Source organism: Streptococcus oralis subsp. oralis, assembly GCF_002096455.1.
GTDB lineage: Bacteria > Bacillota > Bacilli > Lactobacillales > Streptococcaceae > Streptococcus > Streptococcus oralis_CY.
This window is the reverse complement of record NZ_NCUL01000008.1, coordinates 283,278-305,163: the sequence shown is the minus strand read 5'-3', so window position 1 is coordinate 305,163 and position 21,886 is coordinate 283,278. Positions and strand designations below refer to the sequence as shown.

At 41.3% G+C, this 21,886-nt stretch carries 23 protein-coding genes; 5 read left to right on the top strand and 18 right to left on the bottom strand.

Annotation, left to right across the window (positions count from 1 at the left end; genetic code table 11):
* The first annotated feature begins 136 nt into the window (after positions 1-136).
* Both B7720_RS05965 and B7720_RS05960 read left to right on the top strand, forming a co-directional pair.
* The gene (locus B7720_RS05965) at positions 137-688 is read left to right on the top strand and encodes a DUF1307 domain-containing protein (RefSeq protein WP_084857064.1); all 552 of its coding nucleotides are present in this window, start codon (positions 137-139) and stop codon (positions 686-688) included.
* 316 nt (positions 689-1,004) lie between these two features.
* Positions 1,005-1,556: a DUF1307 domain-containing protein gene (locus tag B7720_RS05960; RefSeq protein WP_084857063.1), complete on the top strand. Its 552-nt coding sequence runs from the start codon at positions 1,005-1,007 to the stop codon at positions 1,554-1,556.
* Positions 1,557-1,592: 36 nt separating this feature from the next.
* Here B7720_RS05960 and brnQ read toward each other — a convergent pair whose 3' ends face one another.
* From brnQ to recJ, 18 genes are all read right to left on the bottom strand, one after another.
* Complete coding sequence (brnQ, locus tag B7720_RS05955) at positions 1,593-2,918, bottom strand: branched-chain amino acid transport system II carrier protein (protein ID WP_162281771.1); 1,326 nt, start codon at positions 2,916-2,918, stop codon at positions 1,593-1,595.
* A gap of 184 nt (positions 2,919-3,102) precedes the next feature.
* Positions 3,103-3,390, bottom strand: coding sequence for a rhodanese-like domain-containing protein (locus B7720_RS05950; protein ID WP_084857061.1), 288 nt, complete (start codon positions 3,388-3,390; stop codon positions 3,103-3,105).
* Positions 3,387-3,977 carry a uracil-DNA glycosylase family protein gene (locus B7720_RS05945; RefSeq protein ID WP_084857059.1) on the bottom strand — a complete coding sequence of 197 codons (591 nt, stop codon included), beginning with the start codon at positions 3,975-3,977 and terminating at the stop codon, positions 3,387-3,389. The genes B7720_RS05950 and B7720_RS05945 overlap by 4 nt, the downstream gene beginning before the upstream one ends.
* Positions 3,978-4,030: 53 nt before the next feature.
* On the bottom strand, positions 4,031-5,431 hold the full coding sequence (gene pepV, locus B7720_RS05940; RefSeq protein ID WP_084857058.1) for a dipeptidase PepV: 1,401 nt from the start codon (positions 5,429-5,431) through the stop codon (positions 4,031-4,033).
* A 12-nt stretch (positions 5,432-5,443) separates the two neighbouring features.
* A complete protein-coding gene (locus B7720_RS05935; RefSeq protein WP_084857056.1) occupies positions 5,444-6,049 on the bottom strand; it encodes a nitroreductase family protein in 606 nt (201 codons plus the stop codon).
* A 143-nt stretch (positions 6,050-6,192) separates the two neighbouring features.
* Entirely contained in the window at positions 6,193-6,486 is a 294-nt protein-coding gene (locus B7720_RS05930; RefSeq protein WP_000880830.1) for a hypothetical protein, read from the bottom strand.
* Positions 6,467-6,859 (bottom strand): hypothetical protein, encoded by a 393-nt coding sequence (locus tag B7720_RS05925; protein ID WP_000438034.1) that lies wholly within the window; start codon positions 6,857-6,859, stop codon positions 6,467-6,469. Before B7720_RS05925 ends, B7720_RS05930 begins: the two co-directional genes overlap by 20 nt.
* A complete protein-coding gene (locus B7720_RS05920; RefSeq protein WP_000704552.1) occupies positions 6,841-8,058 on the bottom strand; it encodes a Tle-like phospholipase domain-containing protein in 1,218 nt (405 codons plus the stop codon). The genes B7720_RS05925 and B7720_RS05920 overlap by 19 nt, the downstream gene beginning before the upstream one ends.
* Positions 8,058-8,450: a hypothetical protein gene (locus tag B7720_RS05915; RefSeq protein ID WP_001042358.1), complete on the bottom strand. Its 393-nt coding sequence runs from the start codon at positions 8,448-8,450 to the stop codon at positions 8,058-8,060. The genes B7720_RS05920 and B7720_RS05915 overlap by 1 nt, the downstream gene beginning before the upstream one ends.
* Before the next feature lie 73 nt (positions 8,451-8,523).
* On the bottom strand, positions 8,524-8,997 hold the full coding sequence (locus B7720_RS05910; RefSeq protein ID WP_084857054.1) for a hypothetical protein: 474 nt from the start codon (positions 8,995-8,997) through the stop codon (positions 8,524-8,526).
* Positions 8,987-9,403, bottom strand: a complete 417-nt coding sequence (locus B7720_RS05905; RefSeq protein WP_084857052.1) for a hypothetical protein — start codon at positions 9,401-9,403, stop codon at positions 8,987-8,989. The genes B7720_RS05910 and B7720_RS05905 overlap by 11 nt, the downstream gene beginning before the upstream one ends.
* A gap of 287 nt (positions 9,404-9,690) precedes the next feature.
* Positions 9,691-10,545 carry a metallophosphoesterase family protein gene (locus B7720_RS05900; protein WP_084857050.1) on the bottom strand — a complete coding sequence of 285 codons (855 nt, stop codon included), beginning with the start codon at positions 10,543-10,545 and terminating at the stop codon, positions 9,691-9,693.
* A complete protein-coding gene (gene uvrC / locus B7720_RS05895; RefSeq protein WP_084857048.1) occupies positions 10,535-12,382 on the bottom strand; it encodes an excinuclease ABC subunit UvrC in 1,848 nt (615 codons plus the stop codon). Before uvrC ends, B7720_RS05900 begins: the two co-directional genes overlap by 11 nt.
* Before the next feature lie 101 nt (positions 12,383-12,483).
* The gene (locus B7720_RS05890; RefSeq protein WP_084857046.1) at positions 12,484-13,185 is read right to left on the bottom strand and encodes a M57 family metalloprotease; all 702 of its coding nucleotides are present in this window, start codon (positions 13,183-13,185) and stop codon (positions 12,484-12,486) included.
* Between the two features lie 106 nt (positions 13,186-13,291).
* Entirely contained in the window at positions 13,292-14,071 is a 780-nt protein-coding gene (locus B7720_RS05885; protein ID WP_084857044.1) for an alpha/beta hydrolase, read from the bottom strand.
* Positions 14,072-14,139: 68 nt separating this feature from the next.
* Complete coding sequence (locus B7720_RS05880; RefSeq protein WP_065371644.1) at positions 14,140-15,801, bottom strand: ribonuclease J; 1,662 nt, start codon at positions 15,799-15,801, stop codon at positions 14,140-14,142.
* 500 nt (positions 15,802-16,301) lie between these two features.
* Complete coding sequence (locus B7720_RS05875) at positions 16,302-16,949, bottom strand: COG3942 and LysM peptidoglycan-binding domain-containing protein (RefSeq protein ID WP_084857042.1); 648 nt, start codon at positions 16,947-16,949, stop codon at positions 16,302-16,304.
* 286 nt (positions 16,950-17,235) lie between these two features.
* Positions 17,236-19,452, bottom strand: a complete 2,217-nt coding sequence (gene recJ, locus B7720_RS05870; RefSeq protein ID WP_162281780.1) for a single-stranded-DNA-specific exonuclease RecJ — start codon at positions 19,450-19,452, stop codon at positions 17,236-17,238.
* Positions 19,453-19,629: 177 nt separating this feature from the next.
* Here recJ and B7720_RS05865 point away from each other — a divergent pair, with 177 nt between their 5' ends.
* Genes B7720_RS05865 through B7720_RS05855 form a run of 3 tightly spaced genes read left to right on the top strand, consistent with a single transcriptional unit; the run spans position 19,630 to position 21,883 of the window.
* Positions 19,630-20,388 carry an amino acid ABC transporter ATP-binding protein gene (locus tag B7720_RS05865; RefSeq protein WP_084857038.1) on the top strand — a complete coding sequence of 253 codons (759 nt, stop codon included), beginning with the start codon at positions 19,630-19,632 and terminating at the stop codon, positions 20,386-20,388.
* Between the two features lie 10 nt (positions 20,389-20,398).
* Complete coding sequence (locus tag B7720_RS05860; RefSeq protein WP_084857036.1) at positions 20,399-21,193, top strand: transporter substrate-binding domain-containing protein; 795 nt, start codon at positions 20,399-20,401, stop codon at positions 21,191-21,193.
* Positions 21,194-21,205: 12 nt separating this feature from the next.
* Entirely contained in the window at positions 21,206-21,883 is a 678-nt protein-coding gene (locus tag B7720_RS05855; protein WP_084857034.1) for an amino acid ABC transporter permease, read from the top strand.
* Positions 21,884-21,886 lie beyond the last annotated feature (3 nt).

Genomic DNA, 21,886 nt, shown 5'->3' with positions numbered 1-21,886 from the left:
TTCACCTCTTTCCTACCATTATAACATTTTTCTAGTCAGACTCCTTCTCAAAAGGAGAAAAACTGTGTTTAGTTGCTTTCACTATAGATCCATGTTATAATACAAATACTTTGATTATGAAAGGAAAGTAAAAAATATGAAATCATACTTTAAAGTATCACTAGCCCTTGTGGCTTCACTTGTTCTCCTGCTCGGATGTTCCAAACAAGCATCAACACCTACCAACAGCAGTACCAAAGAAGACACAACAACTCAGTCAAGTGAGAGCAAACAAAGCACTGAACAATCATCTGAAAAGAAAGAAACAACTAAAACACATACCTTTGTAAACAAAAATAATTCTGGAATCACTTCTACCTTGGTTTATACTGTAGAGGGGGACAATGTTATCAAGCAAACCGCTCAAAATGTTGCAGATCCTGAGATTCTTAACGCAACTCCAGAAGATGTCAAGAGTTTTATCGAAGAAAAGTACAAAGGTTATAATGGACTCAAAGGTGTTAAACAAACGATTGAAATCAAAGATGGAAAAGTTGTTCAAGATCTAGAAGTTGATTTCTCAGTTGCAAGTATTAGCGAACTTAGAAAAGCACTTCCTGAAGAATATTCTGGTATCGGCAATCGTGTGAGTTTCTCAAACTCAAAAAAAGCACTGGAAAAAATGGGATTCACAGAAAAGACGAACTAATCTCCTAAAATTTCATATAGACTAGTGTAGGTCCACCCCAAAAGTTAGACACAACTCTAACTCTTGGGGTGTTTTATTACATCCCTAAACGATGAGTTCAATAGATTCATCGCAATTCCATAAAAAGTGCATTTAAAACTTCCCACTTTTCAATCCATAGGATAAAAGTTCTTTGAAATAGATAGAGACAAAACTTTAATCATCTGACTAGTTTCTGTTCATTGTCATGTCAAGTCAGATGAGAGGGGAGGTCTAGTTGATTTTGTAGTAGAATCATGTTATAATACAAAATACTTTGATTATGAAATAAAATTCTATGAAAACTTATGTTAAAACTTCACTAGCCCTTGTGGCTTCACTTGTCCTCCTACTCGGGTGTTCCAAACAAGCATCATCTCCTACCAATAGTAGTGACAAGGAAGACAAAACTGCTCAGTCAAGCGAAACCAAGCAGAGCACAGAACAATCATCTGAAAAGAAAGAGGAAACGAAAACTCACACATTTGTTCACAATAGCAAACCTGGAATTCATTCTACCTTGACTTATACTGTAAAGGGGGATGATGTTGTAAAACAAACTGCTCATAATGTATTTGACCCTGAGAAACTTAATAATACCGCGGAAGGTATTAAGCAAATTGTTGACGATACTAATAAAGGTTATGAGGGTGTCAAAGGAGTAACACAAAAAGTTGAAATCAAAGACGAAAAAGTTATTCTAAGCATGGAGGTTGACATGACTGTTGCAACTCTTGCTGACCTAAAAAAAGCAATGCCGAACGAATTTTCTGGCTTTGGAAACCGTATAAGTTATGCAGCTTCGAAGAAAATGCTTGAAGAATCTGGTTACACTGAACAAACCAACTAAGATTAATAGAAAAAACTTGGCCAAGGCCAAGTTTTTTTATTCCATTTCAAAAACATCGCTTTCTTGCTTGTTAGGAAGGACCAAAGAAAGCAAGATTCCGATGATGGCTGGCACCAACCATGGGAGGGATGCCTTAGCAAAAGGCAAAGCATTCACAAGATTTGCTAGAAACTCAATCTTAAAGGAGCTTCCAAGAACACTTGCAACAGCGATTGCTGTGACAACTCCCATTGTTAACTGCATACCCGGTTTTGATAGAGGTACAAACTTATTAACAATCACAATCATCACAATGGCAATAGTGATTGGATACAAGATAACCAGTACTGGAATTGAGTACTTGATAATCGCATCCAGACCGAGGTTTGCAATGGCAAATCCAATCAAGGTAAAGGCTGTTGCATAGACCTTGTAGCTGATTTGTGGGAAACGTCCGTTAAAGAACTCTGCTGTCGACACAATCAAGCCAACTGTCGTTGTGAAGCAGGTTACAGTTACCATAACAGCAAGGAAGAGTTGAGCTGTTGAACCAAAGATTTCTTGAGTTGCTTGCGACAAGATATAAACACCTGGTGTTCCACCCTTCATCACTTCTGCTGGTACTGGGAAGTGATTTCCAAGGAATCCTAAACCGATGTAAAGAGCGCTAAAGGCAAGAGCTACAACGATACCAACCACCCAAATAGTTGAAATATACTCTTTCTTGCTTGAAAATCCAAGTTGTTTCAAGGTTTGAACTGCAATCACACTAAAGGCAACTGAAGCAAGGGCATCCAAGGTATTATACCCTTCTAGGAATCCTGTACCAAAAGCAGAAGCTTGATAAGCAGCTGACGCAGTTTGAGGACTGGTTCCACCGTATTTGAAGGCACCTAGTACAACCAAGATAACGATCAACAAAGCAAAGACTGGTGTCAAGATACGTCCAATTCGATCCAAAATCTTTGATGGATTAAGCGAAATCAAATAAGCCGCTGCAAAGTACAGTACGGTAAAGATAATCAATCCTAGACCTTTATTTGCTTCAGACAAGAGGGGGCTAATCCCAACTTCATAAGCTGTTGTGGCTGTACGCGGAATGGCAAAGAAGGGACCAATCGATAGATAGAGAACTGCAAGATAAAGCGTTGCAAACCAAGGTGAGATTTTCTTAGAAATCTCGTGAATATATCCTTTAGGGTTTAGCGTTCCGATGATGAGTGTTAGGACAGCAATCCCGACACCCGAAAATACAAAACCTGCGATGGCAGGAAGAAACTGTTCTCCAGATAAAGCACCTAGAGAAGGTGGAAAAATCAAGTTTCCCGCACCAAAAAATATTCCAAACAGGAGCAAGCCTGTTAGGGCACCTTTTTTAGCCATAATAATCTCCTTCATATTTCTAAAATACTGACCTAGTATACCATGATTAAGACTCTGAAAAAAGTATCCAAAATTAATCATTGAATGTTTTCAATATTTTAAAAAATAAGAATAGTCTAAAAATAAAATCCCTCACTCGGTTAAAACCAAGCAAGGGAAGATTAGGATCTATCGCTATAGAGGTTTAAAGATTTTCAAAGGTCGTCATTCCACCTTGAACATTGATAACGTCATAACCCTGTTCAGCTAGAAACTGACAAGCACGTGCTGAACGCATTCCTGATTTACAAATGACATAATGCAAGAGGTCCTTGTCCAATTGATCATAAATATCGGCTAATTGACTAAGTGGTAGGTTCTGAGCACCTTCTAAATGAAGCGTCTCGAACTCTTCTGCTTCTCTCACGTCCACTAGAGAAAGTTGCTCATTTTGATAAAGCTGGTAAAAATCGTTAAAAATAATTTCTTTCATTTTGTTTCTCCAAGAATCTTTTGAATTCTTTTTTTCAAATCGGGCACCACTTCTGACTCAAACCAAGGATTCTTAGCCATCCAAATTTGATTACGAGGAGAAGGGTGAACTAGGGGGAAATAGGTTGGTAAGTAGTTCTGGTAATGTTTTACCCGTTCTGTCACCTTGCCACTAACTTTCTCTTGTAAATAATAGACTTGGGCATATTGCCCAATCAAGAGAGTTAATTGGATATCGGGCAACTCTTGCAAGAGTTGCGGATGCCATTTTTCTGCGAAACCTGTACGAGGTGGAAGATCACCCGACTTGCCATGTCCTGGAAAGTAAAAATCCATGGGCAGAACTGCAAAATAACCTGAATTGTAAAAGGTGTCTTCATCCACACCTAGCCACTCACGCAAGCGATCGCCACTCTTATCCTTCCAATAAATCCCAGCTTCTTGCGTTTTAAGCCCAGGAGCCTGACCGACAATATTGATGCGGGCAGTCTTTGGCGCCGCAAAGAGAGGTTCAATTCCGCGTTCTGTATAGCTGGTATTCTGCGGATCCGCCATAATGGCTTGCTTGATTCTTTCAATTTGAGACATCTGTTTTCCCTCCAAAAAGAAGTCCAAGCATAAAATCTCAGACTTCTATCGTTTTATTTGATCAATTCATAGATAGCTTCTGCATAGATTGCTGCTGCTCGGAAGAGATCGTCCAAGGCGATAAATTCATTGGCTTGGTGCATAGTGTCAATTGAGTCTGGGAACATGGCACCGTAGGCAACTCCACGTTCCAGCAAGCGACCGAAGGTACCGCCACCAATGACTTGTTCGTGACCTTTAAGACCAGTTTGTTTTTCATAGACATTCAACAAGGTTTGCACAAGCGGATCTTCCATTGGCACATAGTGAGGGGTATGGCTGTGTTCAGAAAGACTAACTGAAGCCACTGGCAAGTTTTTAAGGATTGACTTGATTTGCTCTGGGCTTGTTCCTTTTGGATAACGGAAGTTAAGGGCAATGGTATTGTCAGCACTTGTTTCATCAAAGCGGAAGACACCGGCATTCATAGAAAGGGCACCCATCTTTTCATCTACATGAGCAACCTTGAGATTTGTACCCTCATGGTCATTCAAAAGAATCTTACCAGCGATGTCGAGGTAGTCTTTTGCAGGTCCTGCAAAGTCAAACTGACTGAGGAAGAGGGCCAGATAGGTCGCACCATTGACACCTGAAGCAGGCATAGCACCATGAGCTGATTTACCAATCACAGTCACCTTGTATTTGCCAGCCTCTTCTTTGATTTCTCCTCTGAGTTTGTGTTCTGCAACAAAGGCATCTAGTTTAGCTTGCAAGTCAGCCAAGTCACCTGAAACGACTGCTGTTGCTGATTCTGGGACCATGTTTTCACGCAAACCACCTGTGAAACTGTGAAGACGAGCTGCACCTGTATTTTCACCTGTAAAGTGGAGGTATTCTGTGATATTTCCCTTTTCACCATTGATGATAGGGAATTCAGCATCTGGAGAGAAGCCAAAGTCTGGCTTCGCAAGTCCTACATGCTCAAAGTAGTAGTCCATATCTGCCCAACCTGATTCTTCATCAGTTCCGACGATAAAGCGAACTTTTTTAGAAGTTGGAAGTCCCAATTCTTTGATGATTTTCAAACCATAGTAACAAGCCGTTGTAGGACCCTTGTCATCTGAAGCACCACGCGCATAAAGGCGATCGTCTTTGATAGTTGGTGTATAAGGGTCCGTGTCCCAACCGCTACCAGCTGGCACCACGTCCATGTGAGCAAAGATTCCGAGAACTTCTCCTCCTTCACCAAACTCAAAATGTCCTGCGTAGTTATCAACATTTTTCGTTGGATAGCCATCGCGGTCTGCGATTTCAAGGAATTTTTCCAAGGCTTTTACCGGCCCAGGTCCAAATGGATGCTCAGCATCGGCCTTGCTGTCATCACGTTCTGAGTTGATTTCCAAAAGGCTAAACAAGTCCGCCAAGAGGTCTTCTTTGCGTTTTTCTACTTCTGCTGTAAAATCAATTGCTGTCATTTTTTCTTCTTTCTATCTTTTCTCGATGATTTCATCTACTGGCAAGCGGTAGCTTGGTTCCAATTTTTCGTCAGTGTAACCTACCGTAATCAAGAGTTCTGGGCGGAAGCGGTCTTCGATGTCCAAAACTTCGTTGGCTTTTGATTTGTCAAAACCAAGGATAATATTGGAACCAATCCCTTGGTCTGTCAAAGCGAGAACCAAATTCATGGCAACCAAACCAGCATTAAGGGCCAGGTAGTCACTAATCTGTTGCTCATTGTATCGGGCAAACTCAGCTGGCAGATTCTTCATAAAATATTGAAGTTGCTCTTCTGAGAAATTGTTAGCACCACCAACTCGGGCAATCTTACGAGCACGTTTAGCCAAATCTGTGTCGGTAAATAAAGCAATGGTTACAGGTGCTGATGACACCTGCTCAAAGTTCGAACCATAAGCTAATTTTGCCAATTCAGCATTTTTCTCACGAACAACCACAAACTTCCATGGCTGGCTATTGTGGGCACTTGGAGCCAAAGTCGCGATTTCGATAGCCGTACGCACATCTTTGGGATCTACTGGTTTATCAGTAAAATGCTTAGTCGCATGACGTTTTTTATTTAATTCAAGAAATTTCATAATCGATTTCCTTTTCTAATTCTACTGCATCCATTCTACCATATTTTGAAAGAGCTTGCAGAGATTTTTCATAGGAAAAGCAAGAGCAAAACAAACTGCTCTGTGCAGTTTGTAATAATTATTCTATATCACTCACCATAAAATTAGCAAATGGAATCATACTGAGATAGCTTCTCCGTTGTCACTTCTTCCAACTTTTTCTTTACCTGACCTTTTATGGCCGTATCCATCTGTGATTTTATTTTCCCAATAGCGACTTTTGTCTCCTCCGCACTTTCTCTCACTTTTTCTTTATAGTTGGTTTGCAAAGAATTTTTTTCCTTTAAGATTACTGTCGCCATTGTATAGATTCTATTCCTCTCCATCATGCGATACATCTGACGTAAAGCAAATTCATATTCTTCATCTGTGTAATATTCATTTAATGGTGCGAGCATATGACCTCCTTAAATCTCCGATTGTCTGTTCTAACTCATCTTGCTTTTTACGATAATCTCTATCTAACATCTCTTCATGGTACTGCAATTCATCTTCTCTACGCCTACACGCAAACTGAGAATCCTCCATCAATTGTTGCAAACTCCTATAAAACTGTTCTCCATCTTGGTAACTGTGTTGTCCCTTTTGAAGAAAGACATCCATTTTGCTAGCTTCGTCTTCAATGATTCGGGCAAGGCGGTCTCGACGTTCATAGAGTTCGTTATATTGATTCGTAAAAGTTGCTTTCCGCTTTAGATACTCATCTTCCAAATCATAATGCTCTTTTTCTTTTGCTTTTAACTTTTGGAAGACTAAATCCGACTGTTCCATTTTCTAAATTCTCCTGCCAATTCCTTATCTGTGGCCAGTTTACTCTCAATGACTTGGATAATCTGTTGGTTAAGGGTATCAAACTCTGTGGCTAGTTTTTCAGCCTTTTGATTCATTTGCTCAAAATCTTGCTTAACTGAACCGACAATCGTATCCTGAGTCACACCCGCAGACGCAAAAGTCGATAGAACTTCATCATAACTCAGGTATCGGAAACTACTAAAGTCAAGCTGATTCCATAGTTCTTGTGCTTTTGACACCACCTCTTCTTGAAGGTGCTTGACGTCGTCTGCACCAGCTCGAGCCGCATTAGCCATTCCTTCCCCTAGAGCCATTCCCTGCAAGCTATCCAAGTATATCTCTTCCCTACTTGACAAACCATCTGCCGAGAGGTAGCTTTTAATTTTTTGGTAGCGGTACATACCCGCTGTTGCTTCTGCTAATGCCGTTACTTTGAGATTTGTGACACGTTTTCCATCCAAATCAACTAGCTGGCCATTCTCATCAAATCGCCACTGGGACAAGTTATGATATTCTAACTTGTCACCCCAGTTATCTTTTGCAGGGTAGATGTAGGGAAATATAGCTGTTTGAGTCGTATTTCCCGTAATATTGCCAATAACATCATACTTATGACGGAAATTGCGAAATTGTTCTGGATGTTCTTGCATATACTTGATTTCTTCTTTCGAAATCAAGTTATGAATATCTGGCCCATTATACCCAACATTGGCATAACCTCGCTTTAAAGCGACATACATAGCCAGAGACTCTCCAAGCGAATGCCCCGCAGTTGTAATTTTAGCAGAGGGATAAGTTTTTTCGATTTCTTCCGCAAAACTCAGAGCCGTTTGAAATTGAGATTTTCTAAATGTCTTTGTTTTCAAATCCGACAACACCTGTCTATCACCAAATCCTATTGATTGGATATCTGTTTGGATGTCAAGTCGATCATCTTTATTCGTCCCTGCATAAGCAATCACTACATGGCTATAATCCACATTCCCATTTTTATCCACAGGAGCAACCGCCATCGCCTGCATACCGTTGGAGGTGTTGTCTTTTGCACTAAGAACTCGAAAAGTTTGTCCATTTGATTTAAAAATCTTATCGTCTCTCCAAGGTCGTTTTACTTTTCCTGCATCAACATTATAAACTCCATCAACAATATCATTATAATTTTTATCTGTTATTTTCATCACTTGCTCCAATATTTCACTTTAATATTATCTATTGTTTGTTGATTAGTGATTTCATTTTTTTCTTGTAAATTTAATCTTTTATTCCAACTAATTACATAATTGTCAGTTTTATCGTTAAATTTAAAGAAAGTAATTTCCATTTCAAGTTCTTTATTTAGAGTTAATAACGCAGTTCTTGAACCTGTTGTAGCATTATTTTCTATATCATTAAATTCTATTTCATTGATTCCCTCATAATGATTAACTAAATACAATACCATCCTATCCTGTTCGATTCTCATTTTTTCTTCCAATGTTTTTTCTTTTTGATGATTTAAACTAAACATCACGATTCCTCCTATTACACAAATTACTAAAGCAATAATACCCCATTTTTTACGCTTATTCATTAACACACCTCCTTATATCATTCTATAAAGCAACTAGCCTCAACTACCTTATAGTATAACATAAACAGCTATTTTAATTAACATTGGCATAACCACGCTTTAAAGCGACATACATAGCCAGAGACTCTCCAAGCGAATGCCCCGCAGTTGTAATTTTAGCAGAGGGATAAGTTTTTTCGATTTCTTCCGCAAAACTCAGAGCCGTTTGAAATTGAGATTTTCTAAATGTCTTTGTTTTCAAATCCGACAACACCTGTCTATCACCAAATCCTATTGATTGGATATCTGTTTGGATGTCAAGTCGATCATCTTTATTCGTCCCTGCATAGGCAATCACTACATGGCTATAATCCACATTCCCATTTTTATCCACAGGAGCAACCGCCATCGCCTGCATACCGTTGGAGGTGTTGTCAACAGGAGGTGTTATAATTTTAAATTTTCCTTGTGCTACTACTGCCCCTTCTTTTAAAGGAACTTTCACTTTAAGAGAATCTACAGCATAAACATCATCAACAATATATCTAAAATCTCTCTCACTCGTCATTCTTAGTTTCCCCTAGATATCTAATTTTTATATTATCAATTGTCTTTGTATAAGGAGCATCCGTCTCGTCAACAGACATGTCTTCTAAATAATATCCAGATGTCCGTATAACATCCCCAAAAGCATCCTCTGATAGGGATATTGTTGCCGCTCCATTGATTACAAGTGTTATTCGCCAGGTTCCTGTTGTTTCATTTTTTCTGAATTCTATAAATTCTATAGTTTCAATCGGATTCTGTGTTTTTAATTTTACTCTATTAACTACAAATAGTGCCATCCTATCCTGTTCGATTCTCATTTTCTCTTCCAACGTTTTTTCTTTTTGGTGATTTAAACTAAACATTATAATCCCTCCTATGACACAGATTACTAAAGCGATGATACCCCATTTTTTTCGCTTATTCATTGATATACCTCCTTATACCATTCTATAAAGTAACTTGGTCTTAATTACCTTATAATATAGGACCAATAGCCACTATGGTCTTGTGCATTGAATTCAAGTTTAGCATAGTTCACTTACGATTTCCTTTTCTAATTCTACTGCATCCATTCCACCATATTTTGAAAGAGCTTACAGAGATTTTTCATAGAAAGAAATTGGAACACGGATGAAGCCATGGTTTTAAACTTATCATTAAAATCAGGTTTTTCCTCATCCAGTTCCAACTAATTTTCAGGGGGGTTAAGAAACTAGTCTACCTTATATTCTGACTTTATAGCCTCCAAAAATTTCTTCACATCTTCTACATACCCATACTTTTCTATTAAACTAGCTAAGAGTTCTAGATTGTGCCCTCGATAGTTGTCATCTCGACGTAGTTCTTCATACATTTCGATAAAAGGAAGCCCCTTGGACTTGGCTAATTCTAACTCTGCTTCATAATCATAGGAAACTTTTCGGAATAAAATATTTACCAATTCCCCATATTCTACTTCTATCACAGCATACTGAGCACGGTGATTTTTTAACGCCTCCCAATTAAAATAGGGCATGCCAATCGACCCTGGATTGATGATTTGTTGCCCTTGACTGCCATAACGAAGCAACTGCTTGTGAACATGACCATAGACTGCCACATCAACTTCATCATCTAGGAGTTGGTCAAATTTCTCTGTATCATTCTCAACTAGCAAGTCACCACCATAGTTCTTATTTGGCAAATTATGAGAAAGAGAAAAACGCAGTCCGTCAACTTCTCTCTTTTCTAGCATAGGTAAGCTTCGTAGCCAGTCAATCGTTGCAGGATCCATTCGCTCCATCAAATACTGCGTCATACGCAAGAGCTGGACTTCCTGTGGGTCTTCCAAGCCATATTGCCCATCTAAAGCCTCAAGGACACAATCATCCCAATTGCCTCGAACACTTGTAGTGATAGAAAGTTCCTTTAACAGAGCGACCAAGTCATTTGCACCTGGACCAGGGAGGAAAATGTCTCCCATGAGCCAGTATTCACTGACTCCTTGTGCTTTAGCATCTGCAATCACTGCTTCTAAGGCAGTCACATTTCCATGAATATCTGATAAAATTGCGATTTTATGGTTCATCATAATCTCCTTTTGTTTGGTAGTCCACTCTTTCTTCCGCCACTTGAGCCAACTCCACTTCTTCCTGCGGGTTCAACTTTCTCTGAACAGCTTCTGCGACTGCCCTTGGTACCCCAACTTCGACAATCTCATCTACACTGGCTTCCTTGATTTTAGCGAGAGATTTAAAATGCTTCATGAGATTCTGCTTGCGTTTAGGTCCCAATCCTTCAATCCCATCCAGTTGTGAAGAAAAGGAATTTTTTGAGCGCAGTTGGCGGTGGAAAGTGATAGCAAAGCGGTGTACCTCATCTTGAATGCGTTGGAGGAGGAAAAATTCCTGAGAATTGCGAGACAACTCCACCACTTCCAGCGGATCTCCAAAGAGCAATTCATGGGTTTGGTGCTTATCATTCTTTTGCAGACCTGCAATTGGGATATCCAAACCTAGCTCTTCTTGGATGACTTGCTTAGCGATATTGACTTGACCTTGCCCCCCATCAATGACAATCAAATCTGGCGGGGTTAAACCATCACGTTGAACTCGGCCATAACGTCTGCGAATAACCTCTCGCATACTAGCATAGTCATCTGGGCCAACAACCGTTTTTATCTTGTACTTTCGGTAGTCTTTTTTACTCGGTTTGCCATTGACAAAGACCACCATAGCTGAAACAGGACTGGTTCCCATGATATTAGAGTTATCAAAGGACTCGATACGGACTGGGGTCGGGATTTGGAGCAAGCGTCCCAGATTTTCAATAGCTCCTTGGGTCTTTTCGACTGATTTTTCTAGCAGATTGAACTTCTGCTCCAGACTAACACGGGCATTTTTGATGGCTAGATTGACCAGTTGTTTTTTCTCTCCACGTTGGGGCTTGAAAATCTTGGTATCCACCAAAGCCTTAACGGCTTCTTCATCGATATCCTGCGGAATCAGCACCTCATTGGGAACCAGGTGGGATTTTTCTTGATAGAATTGTCCCACATAGGTCAAGAAGTCCTCATCCGGATCATTGTAGTAGGGGAAGAGATTGACATCCCGCTCAATGAGCTTGCCTTGACGAACAAAGAAAACCTGAACACACATCCAGCCCTTATCCACATAGTAACCAAAGACGTCCCGATTTTGCAAATCTTTCGCCATGACCCGTTGCTTGGTCCGAAGCGTTCCAATGGCCTGAATCAGGTCACGGTATTCCGCTGCCCGTTCAAACTCCATACTTTGAGCCGCCTTTGCCATCTTCCCCTTGAGGTCATTGATGATTTTGTCATCCTGCCCTTTTAAGAAGTCAGAAACCTCCTGAGCCATGGACTTAAAATAGGACTCATCTTTTTTACAGATGGTATGGGCCATACACTGGCCAATATGGTAGTAAAAACAAACCTTTGAAGGCGGGTTGGTACATTTCCGAAAAGGAAAAATCCGGTCCAGTAGTCGCTTGATTTCATTGGCTGCCCCCACATCAGGATAAGGTCCAAAATAAAGACCTCCATCCTTTTTGACCTGACGGGTGATAATCAATCGAGGATAACGCTCATTGGTGATTTTGATGAAGGGATAGGACTTGTCATCCTTGAGCATGATATTGTACTTGGGCTTATTTTCCTTAATCAGGTTGATTTCTAGGAGAAGTGCCTCAATATTGGACTCAGTGACGATAAATTCAAAATCCACAATTTCAGATACCAGAGCTTCTGTCTTGGTATCATGACTGCCACGGAAATAGGAGCGCACACGGTTACGCAGATTTTTAGCCTTTCCAACATAGATAATGGTACCGTTTTTATCTTTGTGAATGTAACAACCAGGGCTGGTCGGCAAGAGCTCTAGTTTTGATTTGATCAAGTTATTCATAGTTCCATTATAGCAAAAAGGCCGTGACAGGACGAACAAAAAGCCCCACCAATCACTTGTTGGAGGAGCTTTGATTTCTTTTCAGATTGCACCGACTTCATCTAGTCGCTACTGGTATAGAGCTCTTGAACAGCCTTCACATCCTGAGGCTGAATTCCATAGTAGGAACCTGCTGGCTGCATGACAGAAGTTTCGTTGGTATGATCCAATCCGATGGCATGCCCCAGCTCGTGCTCCGCCGTGTGCACGATCCGTTCATAAGAATAACCATAGTTTGGATTGGATAGATAATAGTGATTCAGGCGAACCGTTACAGATATAAATTGTTTGGTTAACAAATTGGTTTGACTCTCAGCTTGACCTGCTACAGCGGTCGATCCATCATTCATCTCACTTGCCACAATATCTGCCTGACTAGGATCCGCTACCACCTCAAAGGTAAAAGTTCCCGTTTGATTCCAGTTTTTTATGGCTTCTGCATAGGCACCTTGGAAGGTCTCATCCATTTGAGGCTCAATATAGATACGAGCTGAGGCCTGAGCCCACTTGCCTTCTGCATGTTGGTGACTGTCTGTCTGAGACAAGACTTCCAGCGTTCCCGTCTCCTTCCATTGATTCCAGCCACCTTGACCAATCTTGCTCATTTTTTCAACCTGATTGACCGCAGAATGAAAATCTCCTGTCAGATACCAAACCACTCCAAAAGCAATGAGCAGTAGAATGACCACAGTCCAAACCAGACGCCAGAAGAAACGCCAAATTCCCAAAAGAAATCGGAACAATAATCGAATAATCCAGAACATGACGTCCCACCTTTCATAAAAATAAGAATCTATCTTAAAATCAATGGTCTCCCATAATCAAGATAGATTCTCTATTTTACTCAATAAAACTGAAAAAAAACTAAAACTAAGATAAGCGCTCTTCCAAAACAAAGTTAATCGGTAGAGTAGCTAAAAAACGCTCCAATTGTTTTTCCCAGTAGTACCACTCGTGCTTACCTGGACTATGACTATAGGTCACCTCAAAACCTAGTTTTTTGAGGTTTTTCACTGCGAGGTTATTGGCAGAGTAAAGATAGTCTTGCTCTCCACACCAAGCCCATAGTTTGGTCTTTTTATCGGATTTTGCAGCCATGCTTTCAAGCGAATGAGGACTAGCTGTCCAATCTTTGATTTCTCCAAAAACTCCTCTCCAGTAGGCAAGTGACCCAAGATCCTGACTTTCAGGAGAAAATTCGTGAAAACTGAGCGCACCAGAAAAACTAGCCGCATGAGAAAATCGATTCGTCGATAGAGCGAGTTTGAAGGAGCCGTAACCACCCATGGAGAGACCAGCTATAAAGGTCTTTTCTCGCTTGCTGGTCATATTAGGGAAGAAACGTTTCATGACTTGGGGGAGTTCTTCTGCTAGAGCTGTATAGTAGTTATAGCCATACTGAGTATCTGTGTACCAGCCATTATTTGTATTGGGCATGATAACAATGAGATTGGTTCCACGCAACAAGCGTTCGACATTGGTACGTTTGAGCCAGCTATTTTGGTTTCCTGACATTCCGTGCAAAAGATAAAGGACAGGAATATCTGTGCAATCTGGTTCAGTCACCCGACTAGCATCTGGATAGAGTACGGTAACACCCCACTCCATATCCAAAACTTTTGAGTAATACTCAATATTCATAACTGCCATGGTTGTCTCCTTTTACTATTCTATAAGAAAAAGCCGAATTTCGACTTTTTCTGTAGGTATTCTGCTTATTATTTTGCTTCCATCACGACTGGCAAGATTGCTGGACGACGCTTGGTTTGATCAAAGAGGTACTTGGTCAGATTGTCACGAACCTTGCCTTTGAGATCTGCCCAGTCAAAGTCATCACCTTGAAGATAATCTTCTACCGTTTGGTTAATCAATTCTGAACTTTCACGGAGAATATCGCGGCTCTTCTTGAGGTAAACAAACCCACGCGTATGAACACGGGCCTTGGCCACAATTTTTTTCTCACGACGGTTGACAGTGATTGCCACGATAAAGATTCCATCTTCTGACAAGACCTTACGGTCACGAAGGACGACATTTCCAACATCCCCGATGGCATTTCCGTCAATCAAGACATCCCCTGCAGAAACTGCTCCAGCTGGAACAAAATCTCCATGTTCATAAGACATGGTCGTTCCCTTTTTAGGGATGAAAATGCGTTCCGGCAACATCCCAACTGCCATGGCAGCCTTGGCATGCGCGTCCAACTCACGATACTCTCCTTGGATAGGGAAGAGGTAGTTTGGTTGCAAAAGATTGATCATCAACTGCAAATCACGCGCATTTCCGTGTCCGGATACTCGCAAGCTTTGGGTAATGAGTTTCACCACACCACCAGCTTGGTAGATCATGTTTTCAACACGCGCCATGACGGCTTCTTTGGCGATAGATGGAGTCGTTACGATATAGACCAAGTCCCCGTCTTTGATTTCCACATAGCGGTGGCGACCAATGGACATCTTACGAAGTCCATTAATAGGCTCACCCATACGACCCGTCTCGAGAATAATCAACTCATGGTCTTCAAATCGAGACATTTCTTTTGGTTTAATCAAGAGACTTTCATTAGCTAGAGATAATTTTTTGAGTCGAATCGCAGTGCGGACGATATTTTCAATATCAAATCCAGTCAAAACAACTCGGCGACCTGTATCTGCAGCCGCATCAAAAACCTGCTGGATACGAGAGAGGTTGCTGGCAACTGCTGCAACGATGATACGACCTTCCCAGTCTGCAATGGTCTGAGTAATTTCATCCCCAACTTCACTCTCGCTCGCCACCTGGATATTGCTGTCTGCATTGGCTGAATCACTGAGGAGCGCCAAGACACCATCACGACCGATTTCTGCCAAACGAGCAAAATCCGTCGCATAGGATTCGCTAGCTGTCTGGTCAAACTTGAAGTCCCCTGTATAAACGATGCTACCTTCAGCTGTTTTCAGGACTATTCCCAAACTTTCTGGGATAGAGTGAGTTGTACGGAAGAAGGAAACCACAGTCCCTCCAAAGTCGATCTCTGTATCTTCATCAATCACATGGAAGTCATTGAATTTCTTAACCGTATCATTTCCTTTGACAAAGAGTTTGGCCAACTCAATGGTCAACTCAGAACCAAACACAGGCACCTTCGCCTCTGCCAAAAGATAAGGCAGGGCACCAATGGCATCCGCATGTCCGTGGGTCAAAAAGACCCCGGCGATACGATCGCTATTTTCAAAAAGGTAGTCCATATTTGGAATGACGACATCAACACCTAGTTGTTCATTTTCAGGGTATTTAAGCCCAGCATCCAAAACAAAAATAGAACCATCGATTTCAGCGATGTACATATTTTTCCCATTTTCTCGTACACCACCTAGTGTTGTTAAACTAATATTACTCATTTTCCCTCCGAAACTTCATTTATCTTGATTATAGGGTGAATTTACCCTCTTATTCTAAAAGTTCTAAAACTTCCAGCCGAATCTTTTCCTACCATTATACCATTTTTTTGATTATTTTCAAAACGAAGATCGGTTTTTAACTAGAGATTAGTCACTACTGTGAATCGAATTCTTTTACTTTGACTTCTCTTTTGGAGGCTTCATCGAAGATAATAGAACGATTGTACCATCAAAAATACGGATTTTCTGAATCAATTTGATTTCAGATACCTTTCTCGAACTCTAAATTTTTCTTTTAGTTCAAAAAACTTGCTTTTACCTCTCGACTTGAGAACTATTTTCTACAAAGACATGGTTTATCTGCATCTAAAAGCGAGAATTTCCTGTTCGCTTCAAAATCTAAAAATTTTTCAGCAATTAGCCACTAAGATGGAGCTTAACGATAGGAAATTTCTTCAAAAAGAAAAAAGACTTAGAAATTCTAAATCTTTTTATCATCTTTAGTTTGGATAGATATAAGTGACGTTACCTAAAAATTCATGAGGATTAAAGAAGCCACGGTAATTTGCAATCTGCTTTTGACGTCTGTAGTTTGCTTCCAATACCTGGATAGAGTTTTCACTTTGAACATCTGTTACATAAGCAACATGTCCATATTCACCACCATCCCAAACGGCGATTGCTCCTACTACTGGAACACTTCCTGTCTTATAACCTTGAGCACTCGCGTAGATTGCCCACGTGTTGGCATTTCCCCACCAGTTGCTAGCCCAAGGCGCCAATTCTTTCACACCCCATGTACACTGACCAACAGGATAAGAGTTTCCATAGTTTGTCGGAGTCTTTTCAACAACATCTTCTGTATCTGATACCACATTCGCAGTGCTAGCTGGAGCACTGTAGGTAGAGCTAGGCTGAGCGGAACCACTCACTTCCAATACATCGCCTGGGTGGATAGTGTCAAAGATGGTTTTTCCATTCAAAGCTGCCAACTCATGCGGATCCATTCCGTTTGCAGTTGCAATGGCATAAAATGAATCACCATCTTGGACAACGTAAGAGTTGGCATGAACAGTTTGAGCCCCAACTGTAGCTAAAATAGCGGTAGAAGTCAAACCAAGAGTCAGTTTCGTAACTGCTTTTTTCATAACTAGATTCCCCTTATATTTTCTTGATAAGAAAATCATACTTGATTTACATGTCAGTTCGTTTAGAGTTATATTTTAGTCATGTTACAAAAATTTATACTTTTACTACATAAGGTTTAAAAGCAGACATCGTATAAAGTGATAGAAGCTAATAAAAAATGAATCGTTTTCCCCAATCTTTACATCAGTAAACCACTCAAAAGACCGTCTTCTCAACCACTTCCACACCAAGCATTTATCCGTCAAAAAGAGACCGAGATAGGTCATCTCAGTTCCTTTCTATCTATTACTCCATTAAAAAATCATACATTTCTTGCACGGTACCCAGCGCCATCATTTCTTGGTCTTTAACGGTCTGTTTGAGATTTTGGTAAATCTGACTTTCACCAATTTCCCTTTTCGGCGCTTCTTTATTGACTGTCATGACACCATCTTTGATCGTCACAAATCCCAGCTCTTCAAAGACTTGGATCATCTTGACCAGCAAGATTTGTTGGATATTGAGATAAGCCGCTAAATCCTTGAGCTTATAACGAATATCAAACTCTGGGAACTGGTAAATAGTCTTGTACAATTTTGCAAACTGCTCTCTAGTCCCATAACCTGTCAGATAGTAGGCCTTGTCAATGTCATTTTTGAAATAGACCGCAGAGAAGTGCTGTTCTTGAAAAATTGTCTTCAGCAAGGTAATATCTTCAGGAATGGTTTTCACAACCACAGCATCACTATTCGCTAGATCTGGCACCTCTCCAGAGAAATCCAAGACTGGAACCCCTTCTGGCAAGACTGCATTTTTCCCACGAATGTTAAAGAGTTGAACACCTTCCACACGCGCATCTACCATCATCAACTGGAGGGCAGTTTGCCCATTCCATTGGTTGACAGACAAGGTGACTGCTAATTCTAGATTCTTGGTTTGAGAAAATTCTGTTGCCCATCTACCTTGTCCAAAGGCCACCACTTCAAAACTCGCCTCTCCCTTGAAAATTTTTAGTTTGAGGTGGGCATTGCCTGCTCCCATGGTACGAGCACTTTCGACATGAAAATCCTTGATATAAAAGACAGGTTTCTGATTATCCATCCCAAAGGGTGCCAAGCGTTCAAAGCTTTTAACCGTTTCCAAGCTAAGAGTCTCCAAATCCAACTCTTCATCTAGATTTAACTTGTTCTTACCACTAGCATCTGCAACTTTTTCACGGACATAGTCTTCCAAGACTTGAGATAAATCTGAAAGTTTCTCAACTTCCAGCGTCATTCCAGCTGCACCAGCATGGCCGCCAAAGGCGATAAAGAGGTCTCGATGGGGATCCAGAGCTTCAAAAATATCGACTGCTTCCACACTACGAGCGCTACCCTTGGCACGACCATCTTCTATATTAAGAACGATGACTGTCTGCCCCAATTCCTCTAGCAAGCGCCCAGCCACGATACCCAGAACGCCAGGATTCCAGCCTTCCTTGGCCAAAACCTGGACCTTCTTCTCAGGATCCACCATGGTCTTAGCTTCTTCATAGATTGACTGAACGATTTCCTTGCGCTCTTCGTTTTTCTGGTGAATCATGAGGGCAATCTCATGTGCTTCCTCATCGTCAAACCCAGTCAGCAAATCAATGGCAGGATTGGGATCATCCAATCGCCCCAAGGCATTTAAACGAGGGGCAATCTGAAAACCAACTGTTTCTTCTGTTACTTCATTCGCAGCAATCCCTGCCATGTCCAGCATTTCTTGTAGTCCAATGCGCTGGGTATGTCCCAACATTTCCAGACCATATTGAACCATGATACGGTTTTCATCCGTCAAGCTCACCATATCTGCAATGGTACCGATAGCTACCAAATCGAGCAACTCAACTTGCACTTCTTCTAAAAGAGCGCAAGCCAGCTTGAAAGCCACTCCGCATCCGGCCAAATATTTGAAGGGATAATCTGCATCTGGATGCTCAGGGTGAACAATCGCATAGGCATCAGGAAGGGTTTCAGGCATGGAATGGTGGTCGGTCACAATGACATCCACTCCCATAGACTGGGCCAATTCAATGGCTTCGTGACCCGCAACCCCATTATCCACTGTCACAATCAAGGAAATACCCTCTTGCTCGATAAAGTATTTATAAACACTGGCATTGGGACCATAGCCATCGGTAAAACGATTGGGTAGGTAAACACGGCACTCAGCACCAAGCTGTTCCAAACTTTCCTTCACAATCGAAGCTGAAGTCATACCATCCGCATCGTAGTCTCCATAGATGAGAATATTCTCCCCTTCCTCAATGGCCTGACGAATCCGTTCCACTGCCTTGTCCATATCATGGAGCAGATAGGGGTCATGTAAATCCTCTAAAGAAGGTTCTAAAAACTTCTTTAGACTTTCTTCATCCTGAATCCCTCTTTCAAATAATAAGCGAGCCACCTCAGGACCCAGTCCAGCCTTCTTGGCTATCTTTGTAAAATCCGCATCTTCAACCTGCGGGGCAAACTGCCATTCATAAGTAGGTGTTATCAAAAAGACATCCGCTCTTTCTAAGAATTCTATCGTTTCATTATAACATGATTTAGGCATTTTCTCTATCCAGATTGCTTTTTTATAACATTTTAGTGAATTTTTTTCAGATATGATTTGACAAGAACATTCTTTTGGTGTAGAATCATGTTATAAAATCTAACACAAAGGAGATCTCTCATGGCTTTAGTAGAATTTAAAAACGTCGAAAAATATTATGGAGACTATCACGCACTCCGCGACATCAATCTCCGTTTTGAAAAAGGACAAGTTGTTGTCCTGCTTGGACCTTCTGGTTCTGGGAAGTCCACTCTTATCCGTACGATCAATGGTTTAGAGGCTATTGACAAAGGAAGTCTCCTGGTCAATGGACACCAAGTCGCAGGTGCTAGTCAGAAAGATTTAGTTCCTCTTCGTAAGGAAGTTGGCATGGTTTTTCAACATTTTAACCTTTATCCACACAAAACAGTGTTAGAAAATGTTACACTAGCGCCCATAAAGGTTCTAGGAATTGATAAAAAAGAAGCTGAAAAAACAGCCCAAAAATATCTGGAATTTGTAAATATGTGGGACAAGAAAGATTCCTATCCAGCTATGCTATCTGGTGGACAAAAACAGCGGATCGCCATCGCTCGTGGTCTTGCCATGCATCCGGAACTCCTCCTCTTTGATGAGCCAACATCTGCTCTTGATCCTGAGACCATTGGAGATGTTCTAGCAGTTATGCAAAAACTGGCGCATGACGGGATGAATATGATCATCGTTACCCACGAAATGGGCTTTGCACGAGAGGTTGCGGACCGCATCATCTTTATGGCAGACGGAGAAGTTTTGGTGGATACGACAGATGTCGATGACTTTTTTGACAACCCAAGCGAACCTCGTGCCCAACAATTCCTCAGCAAAATTATCAACCACGAAAGTGACAAAGTCAAATAAGGAGGCGCCTATGAAAAAGAAATTCTTTTTATCCGCATTATTGATTAGCCTTTTCAGCCTTGCTGCTGCCAAACCAGTTCAGGCTGATACCAGCGTCGCAGACATTCAAAAAAGAGGCGAACTAGTTGTCGGTGTCAAACAAGACGTTCCTAATTTTGGCTACAAGGATCCCAAGACAGGGACTTATTCTGGTATCGAAACGGACCTTGCCAAGATGATTGCAGACGAACTCAAGGTCAAGATTCGCTACGTTCCTGTTACCGCTCAAACTCGCGGACCACTACTAGACAATGAACAGGTCGACATGGATATCGCAACCTTCACTATCACAGACGAGCGTAAAAAATTATACAACTTCACCAGTCCCTACTACACGGACGCTTCTGGCTTTTTGGTCAATAAATCCGCCAACATCAAAAGCATTGAGGACCTAAACGGTAAAACCATTGGGGTTGCTCAAGGATCCATCACCCAACGCCTGATTACTGAACTGGGCAAAAAGAAAGGTCTAACCTTTAAATTTGTCGAACTTGGTTCCTATCCAGAATTGATTACTTCCCTTCACGCTCACCGTATTGATGCCTTTTCCGTGGACCGTTCTATCCTGTCTGGCTACATTAGTAAACGGACAAAACTACTAGATGATAGTTTCAAGCCATCTGACTACGGTATCGTCACCAAGAAATCAAACACCGAGCTCAACGACTATCTTGATAGCTTGGTCACTAAATGGACCAAGGACGGTAGTTTGCAGAAACTTTATGACCGTTACAAGCTCAAACCATCTAGCCATACTGCAGATTAAGGAGGACACCCCATGACAGATTTATCATCTTGGACAGCCTATTTTCAGGATTTTGGACAATTTTTCAATGGTTTCCTCTTCACTCTTGCCCTAGCGATTGGTTCCTTTATCCTCGCCATGGTTTTGGGCATCTTCTTTGGGGCCATGTCAACCAGCAAACACCCATTCTTGCGTGTTTTGGCTCGTATCTTTGTCGAATTTTATCAAAATACTCCCCTCTTGGTGCAGTTTGTCATCGTCTTTTATGGTTTGCCCCTTATCAGTGACCATACCATCATGATTCCCATTTATTGGACAGCTGTACTTTGTGTGGGACTCTATCACGGCGCTTATATTGCTGAGGTTATTCGTTCAGGGATTCAGTCTATTCCTAGCGGTCAGATGGAGGCCGCCTTGTCGCAAGGTTTTACCTATATCAGTGCCATGCGCTTGATTATCTTGCCTCAGGCCTTCCGTATCATTCTCCCTCCATTGACCAACCAAATCGTTAACCTCATCAAGAACACCTCTACCGTAGCTATCATCTCTGGAGTAGACTTGATGTTTGTGACTAAGTCTTGGTCGGCTCTCAACGGAAACTATATCCCAGCCTTTTTAGGCGCTGCTCTTCTCTACTTTGCTCTATGCTTCCCTGTTGCCCAGTTTGGTCGCAAGATGGAGCAAGCCAACAAAAAAGCCTATTCACTTTAGGAG